This window comes from Pseudoflavonifractor sp. HCP28S3_F10 (assembly GCF_052065415.1).
Lineage (GTDB): Bacteria > Bacillota > Clostridia > Oscillospirales > Oscillospiraceae > Pseudoflavonifractor_A.
Genome location: NZ_JBQHUB010000016.1, coordinates 19,728 through 36,479, shown reverse-complemented (window position 1 = coordinate 36,479; position 16,752 = coordinate 19,728). Strand labels below are relative to the sequence as shown.

At 57.4% G+C, this 16,752-nt stretch carries 17 protein-coding genes; all 17 read left to right on the top strand.

Going from position 1 to position 16,752, the window contains the following annotated elements:
* Positions 1–5: 5 nt before the first annotated feature.
* Positions 6–1,136, top strand: a complete 1,131-nt coding sequence (locus ACTNBZ_RS08415; protein ID WP_441209226.1) for a DNA polymerase III subunit beta — start codon at positions 6–8, stop codon at positions 1,134–1,136.
* A 13-nt stretch (positions 1,137–1,149) separates the two neighbouring features.
* The gene (locus ACTNBZ_RS08410; RefSeq protein ID WP_441209225.1) at positions 1,150–1,545 is read left to right on the top strand and encodes a zinc-finger-containing protein; all 396 of its coding nucleotides are present in this window, start codon (positions 1,150–1,152) and stop codon (positions 1,543–1,545) included.
* A 2-nt stretch (positions 1,546–1,547) separates the two neighbouring features.
* Positions 1,548–2,006, top strand: a complete 459-nt coding sequence (locus tag ACTNBZ_RS08405) for a hypothetical protein (protein WP_441209224.1) — start codon at positions 1,548–1,550, stop codon at positions 2,004–2,006.
* A gap of 4 nt (positions 2,007–2,010) precedes the next feature.
* On the top strand, positions 2,011–2,544 hold the full coding sequence (locus ACTNBZ_RS08400) for a hypothetical protein (RefSeq protein ID WP_441209223.1): 534 nt from the start codon (positions 2,011–2,013) through the stop codon (positions 2,542–2,544).
* A 180-nt stretch (positions 2,545–2,724) separates the two neighbouring features.
* Positions 2,725–3,072 (top strand): hypothetical protein, encoded by a 348-nt coding sequence (locus ACTNBZ_RS08395; RefSeq protein WP_441209222.1) that lies wholly within the window; start codon positions 2,725–2,727, stop codon positions 3,070–3,072.
* Positions 3,073–3,081: 9 nt separating this feature from the next.
* Positions 3,082–3,603 (top strand): hypothetical protein, encoded by a 522-nt coding sequence (locus ACTNBZ_RS08390; protein WP_441209221.1) that lies wholly within the window; start codon positions 3,082–3,084, stop codon positions 3,601–3,603.
* A gap of 144 nt (positions 3,604–3,747) precedes the next feature.
* Entirely contained in the window at positions 3,748–5,115 is a 1,368-nt protein-coding gene (locus tag ACTNBZ_RS08385) for an AAA family ATPase (protein ID WP_441209220.1), read from the top strand.
* Positions 5,116–5,139: 24 nt separating this feature from the next.
* Positions 5,140–5,550 carry a single-stranded DNA-binding protein gene (locus ACTNBZ_RS08380; RefSeq protein ID WP_441209219.1) on the top strand — a complete coding sequence of 137 codons (411 nt, stop codon included), beginning with the start codon at positions 5,140–5,142 and terminating at the stop codon, positions 5,548–5,550.
* A gap of 60 nt (positions 5,551–5,610) precedes the next feature.
* A complete protein-coding gene (locus tag ACTNBZ_RS08375) occupies positions 5,611–6,060 on the top strand; it encodes a hypothetical protein (RefSeq protein ID WP_441209218.1) in 450 nt (149 codons plus the stop codon).
* Positions 6,038–7,618 (top strand): hypothetical protein, encoded by a 1,581-nt coding sequence (locus ACTNBZ_RS08370; protein WP_441209217.1) that lies wholly within the window; start codon positions 6,038–6,040, stop codon positions 7,616–7,618. The genes ACTNBZ_RS08375 and ACTNBZ_RS08370 overlap by 23 nt, the downstream gene beginning before the upstream one ends.
* A gap of 121 nt (positions 7,619–7,739) precedes the next feature.
* Complete coding sequence (locus tag ACTNBZ_RS08365; protein WP_441209216.1) at positions 7,740–7,955, top strand: type II toxin-antitoxin system Phd/YefM family antitoxin; 216 nt, start codon at positions 7,740–7,742, stop codon at positions 7,953–7,955.
* Positions 7,952–8,380, top strand: a complete 429-nt coding sequence (locus tag ACTNBZ_RS08360) for a PIN domain-containing protein (protein ID WP_441209215.1) — start codon at positions 7,952–7,954, stop codon at positions 8,378–8,380. Before ACTNBZ_RS08365 ends, ACTNBZ_RS08360 begins: the two co-directional genes overlap by 4 nt.
* A 427-nt stretch (positions 8,381–8,807) precedes the next feature.
* Positions 8,808–9,407 carry a TetR/AcrR family transcriptional regulator gene (locus ACTNBZ_RS08355; RefSeq protein WP_441209214.1) on the top strand — a complete coding sequence of 200 codons (600 nt, stop codon included), beginning with the start codon at positions 8,808–8,810 and terminating at the stop codon, positions 9,405–9,407.
* Between the two features lie 4 nt (positions 9,408–9,411).
* On the top strand, positions 9,412–12,936 hold the full coding sequence (locus ACTNBZ_RS08350) for an S-layer homology domain-containing protein (protein WP_441209213.1): 3,525 nt from the start codon (positions 9,412–9,414) through the stop codon (positions 12,934–12,936).
* A 452-nt stretch (positions 12,937–13,388) separates the two neighbouring features.
* The gene (locus ACTNBZ_RS08345; protein ID WP_441209212.1) at positions 13,389–14,756 is read left to right on the top strand and encodes a hypothetical protein; all 1,368 of its coding nucleotides are present in this window, start codon (positions 13,389–13,391) and stop codon (positions 14,754–14,756) included.
* Positions 14,753–15,520: a ThiF family adenylyltransferase gene (locus ACTNBZ_RS08340; RefSeq protein ID WP_441209211.1), complete on the top strand. Its 768-nt coding sequence runs from the start codon at positions 14,753–14,755 to the stop codon at positions 15,518–15,520. Before ACTNBZ_RS08345 ends, ACTNBZ_RS08340 begins: the two co-directional genes overlap by 4 nt.
* Entirely contained in the window at positions 15,517–16,614 is a 1,098-nt protein-coding gene (locus ACTNBZ_RS08335) for a hypothetical protein (protein WP_441209210.1), read from the top strand. The genes ACTNBZ_RS08340 and ACTNBZ_RS08335 overlap by 4 nt, the downstream gene beginning before the upstream one ends.
* The last annotated feature ends 138 nt before the right edge of the window (positions 16,615–16,752 follow it).

Here is a 16,752-nt window from a genome sequence, read left to right as displayed (position 1 = left end):
CTGCTATGAAGGCCATACTCAACAGACTGGAGCTTTTGTCCCTGGCGAAGGCAGCGGACAGCATTGCTCCCAATCTCGCAGCCATGGACGCCTTGAAAGGCGTCCTGCTGGAAGCTGCGGACGACGGAAAAGTGACCGTCGCGGCCACCAACCTGGAGGTGGCGCTGGAGCGGCGCATGAGCGCCGAGATCCTCCAGCCCGGTCAGCTGGTGCTCAATGCCCGGCTGTTTGCAGACATGTTGGAGCTGCTGGGCGGTGAAACCGTCACGATCTCCGGTGAAGACGGCAAGCGCGTGGAGATCACCAGTGAAAGCGCCGGTTACAGTATCCCGGCGCTGCCCGCAAAAAGCTTTCCCCGAATGGAGATCCCGTTCCCGGAGGATACGGTCCCTGTGACAGGTATCCCAGCTATGGCGCGACGGACTGTGTTCGCGGTATCGGAAAATGAGGCGCAGCCGCTGATGCGCTGTGTCAATCTCATCTTTACCAGCGAAGGACTCAGAGCGGTGGGCTGTGACGGCTCCCGCCTTGCCGCTGCCAAAGGTGACAGCAAGAGCGAGGGCTCGGTCAGTATGCTCATTCCGGCCGCGTCCCTGGGAAAGCTGGCTCATCTGATCGGAAACAAGGATGAACTGTATGTTGGCACCACCGGCAAGACCGTGGTGTTCACAAAGGAAGATTTCGTCTTTTCCGCCCGGCTGATGGAGGGAAACTTCATCGACGCAGACCGGATGTTGGCCGGCGTAAAGAGCGGTTTTACGATTTTGACTGATGCCGCGGCACTCTGGGAGGCTGTTTCCTCCGTCACGGTGGTGGCCGGAGAAAGCAACTCTTTCAGCCTGCGGTTTCAGGAGGGACGGCTTACGATCCGCTGTGAAAGCGAAAACGGCTCTTCCAGCCGGGAAATGGATGTGGTGCCGCTGGCAGGTACGCCAAGCGGCGAATACTGGTACAACCACCGTCAGCTTTCCGATTGCCTCAAGGCCCTTAATGGAACGCTGATGCTGGAGGTGGGACAAAACGGGATCCTGCTGATGCGCACCGATGATCTGGTCTGCTTGCAGATGTCCAAGCGCAAGCCGACCGTTCATGTGAAAGCAAAATCTGAGAAGAGTACGCTGCCCAAGGCGGCGTAAAGGAGGAGTGCGGTTGAAAATCTCACGGATCTGCCGCTACTGCGGCGGCAAAGTGGAGCTCGTGCCTGCCCGGCGGATCTACGGCGAGGCTGTGAAACGGCTGGGGCTGGAGGACGAGAGCATCTATCTCTGCCTGAACTGTAATGCCCGCGTAGGCTGCCATAAAGGGACCACCCGGCCTCTTGGGAATGTTGCCAATGAGGTGCTGCGGCTCAAACGGATGGAGACCCACCAGGTATTTGATACCTTCTGGAAATCCAGAGGCATGAGCCGGACGCAGGGCTACAAATGGCTGGCTGGCCGAATGGGCCTGCCAGAGCGATGCACCCATATCGGGGGTTTTGAAATGGACCAGTGCCAACAGGTCATCGACCTATGCAGAAAATGCGAACAAAAGGAGGCGGCATAGGAATGTGCCAGAAAATGAATTGTCCCCATGGGGACCGGGAGCTCTGCACCTGCAGCCCGGTGAAAAGCAAAGACATGATGGAACTGGTGTTGCACGTTGCGAACAACCTCACTGAGCCGGAATGGGAGCTGGAATACACGACTCTCTCCCAGGCGGAAACGCGCAAGCTATGTGTTGCCGGTGTCTGCCGGCGCTGCGGTGGGCGGCTCTGCCACGGCATCCGCGTGGAGAACGATCTGACCGGTTCTGATCTGCTGGCGGCGCTTTACCTCCATCTGCACCAGTACCACAACAGCAGTGGTCATCACATGGAAAACACGGCGTTTCGGCAGCGGTTTCAGGAGATGTTCCATGAGGCGGACAGACCCGCGGTGGGCGTCTGGCTGAAGCAGCCGGAGAATCAGAGCGTCCATACCATGTACCGCAGAAGTGTTGATGAGAGGCCTTCTGATGAGGAATAAAGTGTTGACCTCAGTGAGAAAGCCCACCTGTGCCGGCTGCCCGGACAGCTTTCGTTATGAAGGCTCCATACCCATGAAGCAGCATGGCGTGATGATGCACCTGGGTGAGCGGTACTGCATCGGAGGCAGGAAGGCCCGGCGGTTTCGCCGGGGCGATCCCACCGTGTATGTACCGGCATGGTGTCCAAAGCGAAAGAGCCCCTGTGAGCTGCGGATCTATGGCTTTAAGAGCCGGGACGATTGGATGCTTCACACGATGCTCTGCCAGGAACTGGGTCATGCCATCTCCCCCAGCGCCAACCGGTATGCCGTTGATTTTGAACTGCATACGGAAATGACGCCGCCCGAGTTCTGGAAACGCTGTGACACGGAGCCCATCGGAGAACTGCTTCATGTGGCGGTCCACCGGTATCAGGTGGTAGAGATCGATGACGGACTCAAACCCTGCTTTTTCTACAAGACGGATCAGGGCTTTGAATACTGTCCGCAGTTTGACGCGCAGACGGCGCGCAAGAACATCAAGGAGGATACGGATTGAAGGAAGAGGAAAAGACCTGTGATACCTGCGCCCACGCCTACTATGACCCCGCCGGGGCGGGGACGCAGAATTGCAGCAGCCCCAACTACAACTCACAATCTTATACCCATGACATGCTCATGGAGGACTGGAGCCAAGGCCGTTGCCGCTTTTGGGCTCCCCAAATACAGGAGGAACATTATGAAAAACAAGTATTCCATCGCTCAGCGCAACCGCATCGTGGAGCAGCACTTGTACTGCATTGACAAGGTGATCGGCAAAAACCGTGGACTGATGAAGGCGGCGCGGCTGGACTATGATGATGTGTACCAGCAGCTGGCCCTCCGGCTCATCAAGGCCGTGGCGGGCTATGACCCTGACAAGGGGCCGCTGAAGCAGCACATCTATGCTCAGCTCCAGTATGAGCTGTTCAGCTGCGGTTCGCCCCGGGCGCTGTGCGGCATGACCGACCTGCCCCGCGGCTATGACAGGAAGAATGTCATTTCCATCTGCGAGCTTCAGGAGTACGGCGAGCTTGCGGCAGCGTGAGGATTTCAAATGCTGCACATGAAAGAGATCACAATGTACGTTTGCCGGAAGGTCCGTTCTTTGGAGCGGGCGCTGGAAGCAGCGTTTTACGCCTTTTTCGGCGAACTATCTGATGACCGGGACCAATCCTGCGGCAGTTACAGGGAATCTCTCCTGAGGAAGAAGCTGGAGGGCAAAGAGCGGGATGTGAAATACCTGCAATTCCAGCTGGCAAAGGCCAGGACGGATATTTCTGAGCTGCGGCAGCTGCGCACAAGTGCGGCAGAGGTGTTTGCGGAAGTCCTGAGCCGGACTGATGAACAGCTCCGGCAGTCTCCGGCGCACATCGTCCGGGAAACGGCAGATAAAACCGCATGGGAGGTCGTAACAGCGCACTGCTGCCTTGGCGGGTGCGATCTGGACATCTACTCCTTCCCAACGGAACGGGACGCGCGGCTCTATTCCGCACTGCTAAAGGCCGTGGGGCACCATGCGCCCAATAACCGCGCCTGCCCGACCTGCTATGCAGAGTACATGAAGGACTGCATTTGAAACGTCGGGAGGACACGCAAACGAGCGGAAATCCATATGGAAAAGAGGTATATCGTGGCATACCGAAGAACGCAAATCAAGGTTGACAACGAGGAGTGTATTGTCATGGAAAAAGTAGAACTGTCAGGCGACAGGAGGTGCCGCATGACGCTGCGCGAAAAGATGATGGCGGTGATCGCTGATGTGAATGCGTCCGTAGCTGAGCGGTCTGAACTCATTGAGCTGATCGCCATTGCGATGCTGACCCGAAAGAACCTGTTTATTCTGGGTGACCCCGGCCAGGCCAAGAGCTATGCCATCAACCTGTTCCGCCAGCACATTTCCGGCGCACGACAGTTTGAACGGCTGCTGTCCAAGCAGACCGATGAGGAACAGCTTTTCGGGCGGATCGATCTATCCAGCCTGATTCCGGGCAGTATCCCACAGGACGTTTTGAAGAATGACCGCAGATACACGCAAATGGTATCAAATCTGGAGAATATGCTGAGCGGACTGCCAGCCGCGTCTCCGGATGGGACGGCGATTGCCCAGGTGAAGCAGCTAAGTGATGATCTGGAGGCTTACCAAAAGGCCGTTGCCCTGACAAGGGGCAGCGAGCCTGTGGTAAACACCAGCGGCAAGATCCCGGAGGCGGATATTTGCTTTCTCGACGAGATATTCAAATGTAACGACGGCGTCCTCAACTCCCTGCTGACGGCATTCAATGAGCGCAAGTACACCAACGAAGGCCGTACATACCCCATTCCCACCATCTCTTTCTTTGCGGCGTCCAATGAGATCCCTAATTTCAACGACCCGCAGGAGAAGATCCTCTCGGCGCTGTATGACCGTCTGGAACTGAAGGTAGTGACGGAGAACATCGCCGGCCGCGATAACCGTCTGCGTGTTCTGAAGGACAAGCAGGCGGGAAACGCCGGGCAGGTCCGTGCTGAGATCACCCTGGAGGAACTTCTGGAGATGCAGCGGGACGTTGCCGCGATCCCCGTACCGGACGCGGTCAATGAGCTGGTGGACGACATCCTCTGTGAGCTTCGCAAATCCGGCATCGTGGTATCGGACCGCAAATTTCTGGGCTATTACCCTGTTGTTCAGGCAAAAGCATGGCTCTCGGGACATGCGCAGGTGGAGCCCATCGACCTGCTTGCCCTGAAGAACTACCTCTGGCAGCTGCCCGGTGACCGGGAAACGGTGGAATCCACGCTCCAGCGGATGTGCGTCAATCCCATGCAGGATAAGATCAACGACATCCGTGCCATGGCCAAAGAGGTGCTGGACGAGTTGGATGTCTCGGTCGCTGCCGGCGCCGATGGGAAAAAGGCGTTTCGGAAGTTCCGGACCGAGCTGCTGCGTGTCTACGGTCTCTATCGGGAATTGAACACAAAGGCGCAGAGCGACAGCGAGCGCAATATGCTTCGGGAGCTGCTGGACGACCTGGAAAAGGATAGCCGCGGCGCTCACGAGAAAAACGGCTATACCTACGCGACACTGGAAGAACTGGCAGAACTGCAATGAACATGAAGTATTGGAGGTAATCGTATGCTGAACAAAATCATTATCATGGGACGACTCACCAAGGACCCTGAACTGCGCAAGGCCGGCGATACCCCGGTGTGCAGCTTCAGCATCGCCTGTGACCGGGATTTCAAGAATAAGAGCGGTGAGAAAGAGACCGACTTTTTCGATGTGGTCGTCTGGCGCAAGAAGGCGGAGGTCGTGGCGAAGTATTTTGCGAAGGGCCGCATGGCTGTGGTCGAGGGCCGCGTTCAGAACCGTGACTGGGAAGGCCGAGATGGCGAGAAACGGCGCAGCACGGAGATCGTCGCTGACAACGTCTACTTTGGGGATTCCAGACCCAGAAGCAAGGATGGGGACCCCGAGGCAGAGGGACAGACGCCGGATGATTTTGTCCCCGACTTCAATGAGGAGGACGGCGAGCTGCCGTTCTGATGAGCGTATGGGGAGAGGCACTGCCTCTCCCCGAGCTTTCAAAGAACAGGAGTGTTTAACGTGAAAAACGATATTCTTTCCCGTTTGCAGACAAAGTGTTCCTTCCCGGAGGTTTTCGAGGAGAAAGAAAAAGCGGAAGGCTGCTCTTTCCCGGAACCCCTGAGGAAGATCGGACATATCCGCGCGGACTATGATGGCTACCGCTGGTACAACACGGTGTGGCCCTGCCACAGAGAACTGGCAACGCCGGAGGCCCGCAAAGAGATCGACAGGGTATATGAGGCGCTGACGTCCAAAAACGCGCTCAAAGACCTGGATACCCTGCGGCGGTTCTGCGCTGCCCATATGGATGCCTGCATGAGCGAGGAGTACCACGATGAGTTCAGCTTTTACCTGGAGGGTGAGGTCTGTAATTACTGGGTGCGGCTCATCACCCGCAGAGGCGACTACAATCTGTATCTGAACGCCTATACGAGAGGAGAAGTTCATGAAAGCCTATCGGACCATTGAAGATGTGCTGCGCTCTCCCTGGGCAGGAAAACCAGCTCCCGGTGCGGAGCGTGTATCAACAGACCGGGTGCTGCGCTCCAGCAGGCTTGAGGACAGCATCTATCAGGACCTGCGGGCCGGGGACGATGCTCTGGACGATATTGAGCACAGCGCCGCGGAAAAGCTGCGTTCTTTTCCTGCACTGTCCCGGGATGTCTTTCAGTCCTTCTATTCTCTGATGCCAAAGCGCAACGACCCGGCTACGCTGTCGGCTGCGGCGCGTAAATTCAATGCCCGGATACTGGACCACGTTACCCAAAGCGAGGATTATCCCACGCTGAAGGCGGTGTGTGAGGGCCAAGAGCTGCCTGCGTATGAGGCTGCTTCTGAGTTTGTTTCCCGTACCGCAGGAGAGCTGGATGACCTCCTGGGCGATACCGGCGGCAAAGGCGCGCTGAACACACTGGAGAAGCTGGAACAGGCTGAAGCAAGGGCTGAGGAGGAACTTGCCGGGCTGATGGAGCGGCTGCAGCAGGCGCAGGACCGCAATGAGACACTGGAGCAGGCGGTCATTTCGGCGGCTAACGCCGCTGAGAGCAAACGCCGCCAGGTGGAAGCGGTCGGCAGGATGATCGACACCGGCGCAGCGCAGAACAAGGAGGCCCTGACGGCGCTTGTAGGCCGTGCGGTGAGCGCGGCAGCCGAAAAGGCAGAGGAAGTGCAAAGCATTATCAGCGCCTGGAGTGATGAGGCGGGCGATCTGGAAAAAAGCGAGGTCAACACGGAGATACTGGAAACTGTGCGCGGCAGCGCTGTACTGAAGAACATCTCCCAATACCTCGGACGGTTCCGGGAGATCTTTGCTCAAGGAAAGCGCAACGGCTACGCCTATGGCCGGGGCGAGAAGTATTCCCTGGAGCTGGGACGGGACCTTTCAAGAGCCATTACCTCGGAACTTGCCATGCTGGCCTCGCCGCTGACGATGCCGCTGCTCCTGCGAAAGTATCAAAACCGACAGATCAAGCAGTACCAGCGCCGGGAGCCAGTCTTCAAGGGCATGGGCGACATCATTTGCTGCCTGGACGAATCATTTTCCACAAAAGGAGATCCGGCCGCCTGGGGAAAGGCTGTTGCGCTGACGCTCCTGGAGATCGCGGCAAGCAGCAGGCGCAGCTTTGCGCTGATCCACTTTGCAGGCAGCGAACGATTCAAAACAGATGTATTCCGGCCTGGGGAATACGCATTGGCTGATAAGATCGCGGCGGCCGAGACTTTTCTGAACGGCAGCACCGATTTTGAAACGCCTCTGAAGGAGTCTCTCAGGCTGATGCGTGAGGAAGGCTTTGAAAACGCGGACATTGTATTTGTCACAGACGGCGAGTGTTCACTTTCGGACGATTTCACATCCGAATTGCTTGCCGAGCAGAAAGCGCGCCGGTTCACGGTGACAGGTATCCTGCTGGACAAAGGCAAAGGCTCTATGGATTTCAGCTTGCGGGGCTTTTGCCAGAATGTCTACCGCACCAGTGAACTGAGCGGTGATGCCATTGTGCAGTCGTTGGTCAGCAACAGAGTCTGAATTGGTCTTGTCACGGCGGGCCAATGGATGACCGTTAAAATCGAACGATTCTATTGATTATTTCGTGCGATTTGCGTATAATATATGTGAACCCAAATCATGACGGAAAGGGGGAACTCTCGTGTCAATCACTGCAACAGAATTGAAGAATAACCTCGGTAAGTATTTGATGCTGGCTGCGACAGAGGATATTTTTATCACCCGCAACGGGAAAGTCGTTGCAAAGCTTTCGAATCCGCACCAGGACAGGGTGGATATTGCCAAGTCCCTGTTTGGTATTCTGCCCAATGAACCTACGCTGGAGCAGGCCAGAGAGGAAAGACTCAACAGCATATGAGAGCGGTCATTGATACCTGTGTGGTTGTAGATGCCCTCCAAAGCAGAGAACCGTTCTGCGAGGACGCGCAGGCGGTGTTCCTTCTCGCCGCAAACCGCCAGTTTGAAGGGTTCCTGACGGCAAAAGCGGTTACGGACATCTACTATCTGACGCACCGGAAAACGCACAGTGACCCGGAGACGAGAGATGTACTGACAAAGCTTTGTACGCTGTTCCAACTCGTGGATACCGCTGCGCTGGATATTCGAAACGCCATATCGTCGGATGTGTCGGATTTTGAAGACGCGGTCATGATCGAAACCGCGGTACGTTCCGGCATGGACTGCATCGTGACCAGAAATATCAAAGATTATGCGAAAGCGAAGCTCCCAGTTTACGCTCCGGCTGATTTTCTCCGTCTGATGATGGAAGATCAGGAAGAGTGATCCGGACGGCATGATCTCTACGCTACCTGATTGAAAAGACTGCCAGGTGATGCCGAACAACAGCAAATGGCGGTCCAAGTATCATAAACAGGACCGTCAACAAGTAATACGCCATATTCAGCTTCAAAGGCTGGATATGGCGTATTTTCTGTTAATTTGCGGTTCCGATTTCCTGTTCCGTACGGCTTATGGCTTTGACGGGCCAAAATGTGACGTTGGGTTATTCAGGCGCTGGAACAGCAAAAAGCCTCAAGGGTGTGGTTGCCGTCGCGCGATCGGCACTGAGATCCTTCTGAATACTGTTGAAAAACGCTTCCTGGGGAGGGTGTGTTGCAATTTCAGCAGATGCCGTACTGATTGTTTTTTCTATGGACATATGCTATAATTTATATAGAACGGATGATTTGAATAAAAAGTGGGCGATCATGTGGCGAATTATACTGAGGAACAGTGGAACGCCAAAAAAGTCGAGCTGATGGAAACGTGCTTCAACGGCTTTGCTGAATTGGGGCTGCACGGCACAGGTATTCGTGTCCTTGCGAAGCATTGCGGCTATAACGCATCTATGATTTATACATATTTCGAAGATCTGGATGACCTGATCGTCCAGTCCACCGAATACTGTATGAGCAAGGTAGAAGATGACTTTATGGCAAAAGCCCCCACCGACGTTGCGGACCTGGAGCGGTTCATTGACGAGATCCCCTACTGGACGGCCCAAAAGCACGGAAAGAAATACCGCCTGATGTATCAGGTCTACACCCACCCCAAATACCGGGAATACGGCAAGAAATTCTTCGCGGGCGTGGATGCGCGCTATACCGAATACGCGAAAAGCCTGGAGCCAAAGCTGGGCATCCCCTATCAAAAGCTGACGCCGCTGATCTTCATTCTGATCCGGGCCTGCGTCCACTACGCCCTGTTTGAGGATGAATTTTACCTGAAATCCCAGATAGAAGCACTCAAGGAAACCCTGGAACTCTTTATTAGAAAGTATAACCCCAACGCGATTCCAAAGGAGGACTGAAAACATGAAAAAACGGTTTTTAAGTATCATCACGGCCCTGGCCCTGTGCCTGAGCCTGCTGCCCACGGCGGCGCTGGCGGCAGATACGGTGACAGGCGTGCCCTATCTGGACGAAACCGGCGACGAAAAGACCTGCGCCAGAGCCACGGTGGTGGAAAGCAACACCATCAACTGGGGCGTACGTACCTGGTATGTGGTACAAGGCACAGTTGAGATCAACCGCCGTGTTATCGTATATGGCGATGTCCACTTGATCCTGACCGACGGCTGTGAACTCATTATCAACGGCGGCATTGAGATGGAGGACGATGATACTGATCCTGATAACGGCAGCAGAAACGCCTTGACCATCTACGGGCAGGCAGGCGGCACGGGTAAGCTGACCACACGGAACGTCGAAGACTATGACGCGGGCATCGGCGGCACCATTAGCTCCGCTGATGGCCACGGCTGCGGCGAGATCACCATCAACGGCGGTTACATCGAAGCCACCAGCATCTTCGGCGCGGGCATCGGCGGCGGTTGGAGCTCTGGAACGTGCGGTTACGGCGGCAGCGTCACCATTAACGGCGGTTTTGTCAAGGCCATCAGCACCTACGGCGCAGGCATCGGCGGCGGCGGAGGTGCCATAGGTGGACACGCCATAGGTGGAGCCGGCGGCGAAATCACCATCACCGGCGGCACTGTTACCGCCACCAGCACTTACGGCGCGGGCATCGGCGGCGGTTGTAGCCCTGGAACGGGCGGCATCGCCGACAGCGGCACCTTCCAGACCAGCAACGGCAGCGCGGTGATCTTCGCAAGCTCCATTGGCGACCAGAGCGGCAAAGAGTCGAATGCATGGAGCGGCGTCATCTTTGAGGGCGACAGCGGCGCGGTCTATGGGGATCAGACGCTGACTGGCGACCTGACCATCCCGGAGGGCAAGGCCCTGACCGTCCCCGAGGACAAGACCCTGACCGTCCCCGAGGGCAAGACCCTGACCATTCCGGAAGTCGCGACCCTGACCAACAACGGCACCATCAACAATTTTGGTACCATCGTCGGCACGGTTGGCGGCAACCAGCCCAAGAATTTCGTCAGCGCGGAGTATCTGGATGAAGACGGCGCAGAGCAGACCTGCAACACCGCCATCGTGGTGACCAGCGAAGACACCACATGGACAACCGGCTGGTATGTGGTCACCGGCGATGTGACGATGGGAACGGCTGATGCGCCCAAGCGTATCACCGTCAGCGGCGAAGTCCACCTGATTCTGGCGGATGACTGCGATTTCACCGTCAGCGGCGGCATTCAGGTGCAGGACGATGACGGCGATATCACCAACGGCAGCGCCAACGCCCTGACCATCTACGCCCAGTCCACGGAGGAAAGCACCATGGGCACACTGATCGCCAATGCTGTCGCTTCCGGCAATGCGGGCATCGGCGGCAATCAGAGCTACCACGGCGGCACCATCACCATTAACGGCGGCATCGTCGAGGCTACCGGTGGCAGCAATGGCGGCTCGGGCATTGGAGGCGGCAGCGGCAGCGTCACCCACGGCGGCACCATCACCATCAACGGCGGCACCGTCAATGCCACCGGCACTATGGGTGCGGGCATCGGTGGCGGTGGTGGCAGCAGCTACGGCGGCTACATCGTCGGCGGCAACGGCGGAAAAGTCACCATCAACGGCGGCACTGTCACTGCCACCAGCACCAACGGCGGCGCGGGCATCGGCGGCGGCATCGGGGTAGACTGGAACAACGTCGGCAACAGCTACGGCGGCAACGGCGGAAAAGTCACCATCAACGGCGGCACCGTCATTGCCACTGGCACTATGGGTGCGGGCATCGGCGGCGGTGGTGGAAGCGGCGGCAGCGGCGGCGTCATCACCATCAGCGGCGGCACCGTCAAGGCCACCAGCACCAACGACGGCGCGGGCATCGGCGGCGGCAAAGGCATCAGCAGCGAGCAAAACGGCGCCCCCGGCACCTTCCAGACCACCAGCAACGGCAGCGCGGTGATCTTCGCAAGCACCATCGGCGACCAGAGCGGCAAAGCGTCGGACGCGTGGAGCGGCGTGATCTTTGAGGGCGACGCTGACGGCAAGGTCTACGGCACCTCCGTCACCCCCATCGAGGATTTCACCATCGACAGCGGCAAGACCCTGTTCATCCCGGAAAGCGCCGCGCTGACCATCGCTAACATCACTGCCGTGAACAGCGGCAGCGTGTATGTGGACGGCGCCCTGAGCGGCACGGTGAGCGGCACCGGCGGGGTGTATTACCCCCTGACTGTCACCGGCGGTGCGGCCACCCCGACCTACGACTACAATAATGGCAAAACCTACGGCAAGGCGGGAAGCGAGATCACGTTAACGCCCAATACGCCGACAGGTTATAAGTTGACGCAATGGAGTTCTGCTCCAGTTGTAACTATCAGCGAAAACAACACATTCACCATGCCAAGTGCGGCTCTCACCGTTACCGCGCAGTTCAGCAAGATCAATTACATTACCTATGAATTAAACGGCGGCGCGATCAACGGCGACTATGTCACCGAGTACACCAACGGGCAGAGCGTAACGCTGCCGACCAACGTTACCAAGGCAGGCTATACGTTCGCAGGCTGGTACGACAACGAGACCGTCACGGGCGATCCCGTCACGGAGGTCAGCGCGGACGATACGGGCGACAAGACATTTTGGGCCAAGTGGACGAAGAACAGCTCCGGCGGCGGTGTCAGCACCTACGCCATCACTGTGGACAGCGCGAAGAACGGCACCGTGACCATGACTCCCAAGACCGCTTCCAAGGGCACCACCGTGACCCTGACTGTCGTTCCCGACAAGGGCTACACGCTGGAGACCCTAACCGTCACTGACAAGAACGGCAACGAGATCGAACTGACCAACAAAGGCGACGGCAAGTACACCTTCAAAATGCCCGGAAGTAAAGTCACGGTCACGGCCACCTTCATGGAGGATAACTCCATGCTGAACTTCTTCGTGGACGTGTTCCCCGGCAATTATTACTATGACGCGGTGCTGTGGGCCGCTGAGAAGGGCATTACCGGCGGCGTGGATGATACCCACTTCGCCCCCAATGCCCCCTGCACCCGGGCGCAGATCGTCACCTTCCTGTGGCGTGCTGCCGGCAGTCCTGTGGTGAACTATGCCATGAACTTCTCCGATGTTCCCGCTGACGCCTACTATGCCGAGGCTGTCCGCTGGGCTGTCAGCCAGGGCATTACCACCGGCACCGGCGACGGTACCACCTTCAGTCCCGACGCCACCTGCACCCGCGCCCAGGCCATGACCTTCATCTACCGCAGTGAGCAGGCCCAGGGCGGCGGTATGCAGGGTACCTGGATGTTCCTGAATCCCTTCTCCGATGTGGACCTGGAGAACTACTACGGCGAGGCGGTCATGTGGGCGGTGGCCAACGGCGTCACCAGCGGTACCACCGACACCACCTTCAGCCCCAATGCGGATTGCACCCGCGCCCAGATCGTCACCTTCCTGTATCGTTTCTTTGTGAAGTAAGCAGGATCTGAAACCGAATGGCGCACTTCTATATAGGGGAAGCCCTGTATCATGCGCTCAGCGAGGCGAACAGCCCGGACGTCAATCGTCCGGGCTGTTTTGCATCTCTGCGTTCCGAATAAGGGGTCTCACTTGTGAATTCGGTTGGCGCTTCTAAGTGCTTCGCACTTCTTGGTGCCTACCTGAGACCCGCACCCCCTTTGCTGCGCTGCCCTTGCGGCAACCGCAAGTTTACAATGTCCGCAGGTTGGGGTAAAATATAGCTGTATTCCAGGGTGGAGCATTTTTAGGGCGGAGCATTTTAGGGCGGATGAAAAGGACCAGGGGGGTAGTCTGCCCTGAGCCGTCCGCAAATCAACCGGAAATACAAATAAGGACCGAGAAGACCGTAATTGCCTGTATGGGCGGTTGCGGTCTTTTTTTGTCCGAAAAAATGAAAGGAGACCCGAAGTATGAGTGAACTGGAGCAAGCGTTTAACTTCAAGGAACTGGGCGAGGAAGGCCTGGACTTCGACGCGATCTTTGGCGGAGGCAATATCCCCGCGCCGCCGCCTCCGGCGCCGGAGACTGTTCAGGAACCGGAATATGCCCCCGAAAACAGAGCCACCGCGGAGCAGCCGTCTGTGCAGGACACGACCAACACGTCCGCGGGCATCGCGCCTGACATGGTGCGCGCAGACACGGGCAACGAACCTGACCTGTTCGCGGCACTTGCCGGGAACTGCGGGACGAATGTACCGGCTGCAAAACCCAAGGAGGATAAGCCCAAGCAGGTATCCCTCTTTGACAAGCCCCCCATTTTTTCCTACGGCGGAGCCAAGGAGAGCATCAAGGACACCTCTATGACCTTTGAGGAGCTGCGCATCGCAAAATCCGATGATTTCCCGGAGCTGGCGGAAGGGAAAAAGGTTTCCTGGTCGGTGGAGTACGGCAAGACCACCAAGTACATCTCCGACCCCAAGGAGACCACCATCGCCAGCGTCAAGGAGGAGATCGAGAAATCCAAAGCGTTTCTGGACGGCCTCAAAAAGGCAAAGGACAAGGACCGTAATCCTGACTGCCTGGTGAAGCCCAAAGTCACCGCCCAGAGCAAGGGGACAACTTCCTATAAAGGCGTGTTCCCCTCTGTGGAAGCGGCGAAAGCGTCGGACAAGGTCATCTGCCTGATCCCCGGGCAGGACGGCCGTATGTACGAGCTTCGCAAGACCGAAATGGGCGACTTTATCGCCCCCAAAAACAAAGTTGTTGAGTTTTCAGCGGTCAGGGCCGGGTTTACCCCGGCTCTGCCCCGCATCCCCAGAGAGCTCATGGCGCAGATCGTCTCCTTTTTCCGCTGCTTCATGAATGAAGAGGAGGAGTTTGAGGCGTTGGTCCACATTTACTGGGATAAAGAACGGGAGGAGTATTCCGCCTTTGTCCCCAAACAGAAGGTTTCCAAGGCCAGCATCGACGCAGACCTGCGCGGCGACGCGCTGCCGGAGGAGCGGTACATCCATTACGCCGACGTTCACAGTCACAACAGCATGGCGGCAAAATTCTCTGCCATTGATGACAGGGACGAAAAAGCCACACGGCTGTATTTTGTGCTGGGACATCTGGAGCGGTACTACCCGAGCATTACTGCCCGGATCTCCTGCGGAGGCACCTTCCAGGAGATCGATCCCGGCCTGGTTTTGGAGAGCATCGGTGAGGAGTTCCCCCCTGAGTGGCTGGACCGCGTGGAGCGATACAGCCGCTTTGCGGAGGATGCGCCGCATCGCCGCAAAGGCCGTTTTTGGGATGACCTGCTGCGGGGGCTGCCGGAGGCGCTGCTGGCATGAGGTTTTCAAGAGAACGGCCCGTCAAGGTCGTTATGCTGGGCGCCGGAGGCACCGGCGGCCACATCGCACCCCATCTGTACCGTCTGCTGTATGCCCTGGAGCGCCCTGTGCGCTTTATCATCTGCGACGGCGATGTGGTGGAGCAGAAAAACCTTGTACGGCAGAACTTTACCCCCGCAGACCTGGGCGAAAATAAGGCCAAGGTCCTGGCGGAGCGGTATTCCGCTGTGTTTGGAATGGAAACGGAGTACGTGCCAGAGTTTATCGAGAGCGAGGAACGGCTTCAGGAACTGCTGACGCCGCAGACCTGGCAAATGGGGCCGGAGTATAACGCACCTTTGATGAAGGAACAGGTCATACTCATCGGCGCCGTGGACAACAACCGAAGCCGGCAGCTCTGCCACAGCCTGTTCTATCAGATGGATGAGCTGATCTACATCGACAGCGGAAACGGAGAACACACCGGGCAGGTAGTCTGCGGACTCCGAAGCGGCGGCCGGACACTGTACCGCCCCATCGGCGCGGTCTATCCGGATGTGCTGAAACAAACGGACAAGTTCCCCACGGAGCTAAGCTGCGCAGAGGCGTCGCTTTCCGCTCCACAGAGCATCGCGGCCAATATCACGGCGGCGACCATCGTGGTGGATCTGGTCTACAACATTCTGACATTGGGCGAGAGCCGTGTGCGGCAGGTCACCTTCGGGACGACCTCTGTCAATGTGCGGCCTACCCTGCAAAAACAGAGGAGGAGAAAAGCGGCATGACAAGTGCAGTAGACGCAAGAGATTTTTCAGAAGGCCTTCGGAAAGTATCAAAGGTGTTGGAAAGAAGCTGTATTCCCTGCCTGAACGCGGTTCTTGTGGAGGTCAAAGACGGAACGTGTACCCTGACGGGAACGAATCTCGGCGCCTGGGTGACGCTGGAGTTGCCGGCGGCCGGTGATGAGTTCTCCTGCCTTCTCGGAAGGCCTAAGGATGTTGAACGGGCCTGCCGTCACTTCGACGGCCCTCTGGAACTGGAATTGAGCGAAACCGGCCAGGGAGAAAAGGCACAGCTTCGTATGAAGATGCGCTGCGGTTCCCGGGCGGCGGAGTTTGAAGCCCTGCCTGCGGAGGATCGGCCGGTGAAACCGGATTTGGAGGTCATGTACGAGCTCACGATGGCCACAAAGCCTTTGCTGGAGCGTGTGGAGCGTGTGCGTTACGCGACTATGAAGCCCGGTCAGAGCAGAAGAGAATCCAGCTCCTGCGTGCAGTTCAACGGCAATCAGGTCTATGCGCTGGATGGATACCGCCTTGCCTGTGACAGCGATCCGTCTGTTGCATTCCCGGCTCCGTTCCTGATCAACACGGATGCCGCGGCCCTTTTGAAGCTGCTGGACGGCGAGCAGACAACGCTTCGGATCGGAGCACGCTATGTCTGTTTCCAGGATGGAATCATCAGCGTCATGGTCAGAAGGGCCGAAAGCAGAGCGTATGACCTGGAATCCGCGATCCCCAGGGAGTTCCGGGATGAACTTCTCGTATCGCCTGAGGAGTTTTTGCAGGAACTGGACTTCCTGCAAAAATCCGCGCCGGAGACCAAGAAGCCCTATGTGCGCTTTGGCGGCGGAGAACTGCTGATGTCAGTAGGCGGCAGCGAGTTTCGTACCGCGATCCGGACAGAGGGAGAAAGCACGGTGACGTTTGGCTTTGACCTTCGGTACATGAAAGACGCCCTGCGGCAGTTCCGCGGCGAGGAGCGCGTGAAGCTGAAAATCGTCAGCCCCTCCGCACCGGTCATCATGGAGGCGGAAGGACGTGGAGATTTTGCACTGATCTGCACGATACGTCTGAAGGATGAATTGTTGGCGGCATAGGAGGGGACGGAATGGAACCCGAGAGCTGCCGAAACTGTGCCAACTACCCTGGCTGCCTGATACGGGGCGCAGCGATCTTCCGCTTTTTTATCCTGACAGGACGGGACAGGGAGCTGCTTGAGGACAGGGAGAGTTTTA

Excerpts from the sequence above, each read along its gene's own strand:
- ACTNBZ_RS08335 (WP_441209210.1), top strand. The coding sequence starts at position 15,517 with ATGACAAGTGCAGTAGACGCAAGAGATTTTTCAGAAGGCCTTCGGAAA.
- ACTNBZ_RS08385 (WP_441209220.1), top strand. The coding sequence starts at position 3,748 with ATGACGCTGCGCGAAAAGATGATGGCGGTGATCGCTGATGTGAATGCG.
- ACTNBZ_RS08360 (WP_441209215.1), top strand. The coding sequence starts at position 7,952 with ATGAGAGCGGTCATTGATACCTGTGTGGTTGTAGATGCCCTCCAAAGC.
- ACTNBZ_RS08395 (WP_441209222.1), top strand. The coding sequence starts at position 2,725 with ATGAAAAACAAGTATTCCATCGCTCAGCGCAACCGCATCGTGGAGCAG.
- ACTNBZ_RS08370 (WP_441209217.1), top strand. The coding sequence starts at position 6,038 with ATGAAAGCCTATCGGACCATTGAAGATGTGCTGCGCTCTCCCTGGGCA.
- ACTNBZ_RS08340 (WP_441209211.1), top strand. The coding sequence starts at position 14,753 with ATGAGGTTTTCAAGAGAACGGCCCGTCAAGGTCGTTATGCTGGGCGCC.
- ACTNBZ_RS08380 (WP_441209219.1), top strand. The coding sequence starts at position 5,140 with ATGCTGAACAAAATCATTATCATGGGACGACTCACCAAGGACCCTGAA.
- ACTNBZ_RS08415 (WP_441209226.1), top strand. The coding sequence starts at position 6 with ATGAAGGCCATACTCAACAGACTGGAGCTTTTGTCCCTGGCGAAGGCA.
- ACTNBZ_RS08405 (WP_441209224.1), top strand. The coding sequence starts at position 1,548 with ATGTGCCAGAAAATGAATTGTCCCCATGGGGACCGGGAGCTCTGCACC.
- ACTNBZ_RS08390 (WP_441209221.1), top strand. The coding sequence starts at position 3,082 with ATGCTGCACATGAAAGAGATCACAATGTACGTTTGCCGGAAGGTCCGT.
- ACTNBZ_RS08350 (WP_441209213.1), top strand. The coding sequence starts at position 9,412 with ATGAAAAAACGGTTTTTAAGTATCATCACGGCCCTGGCCCTGTGCCTG.
- ACTNBZ_RS08345 (WP_441209212.1), top strand. The coding sequence starts at position 13,389 with ATGAGTGAACTGGAGCAAGCGTTTAACTTCAAGGAACTGGGCGAGGAA.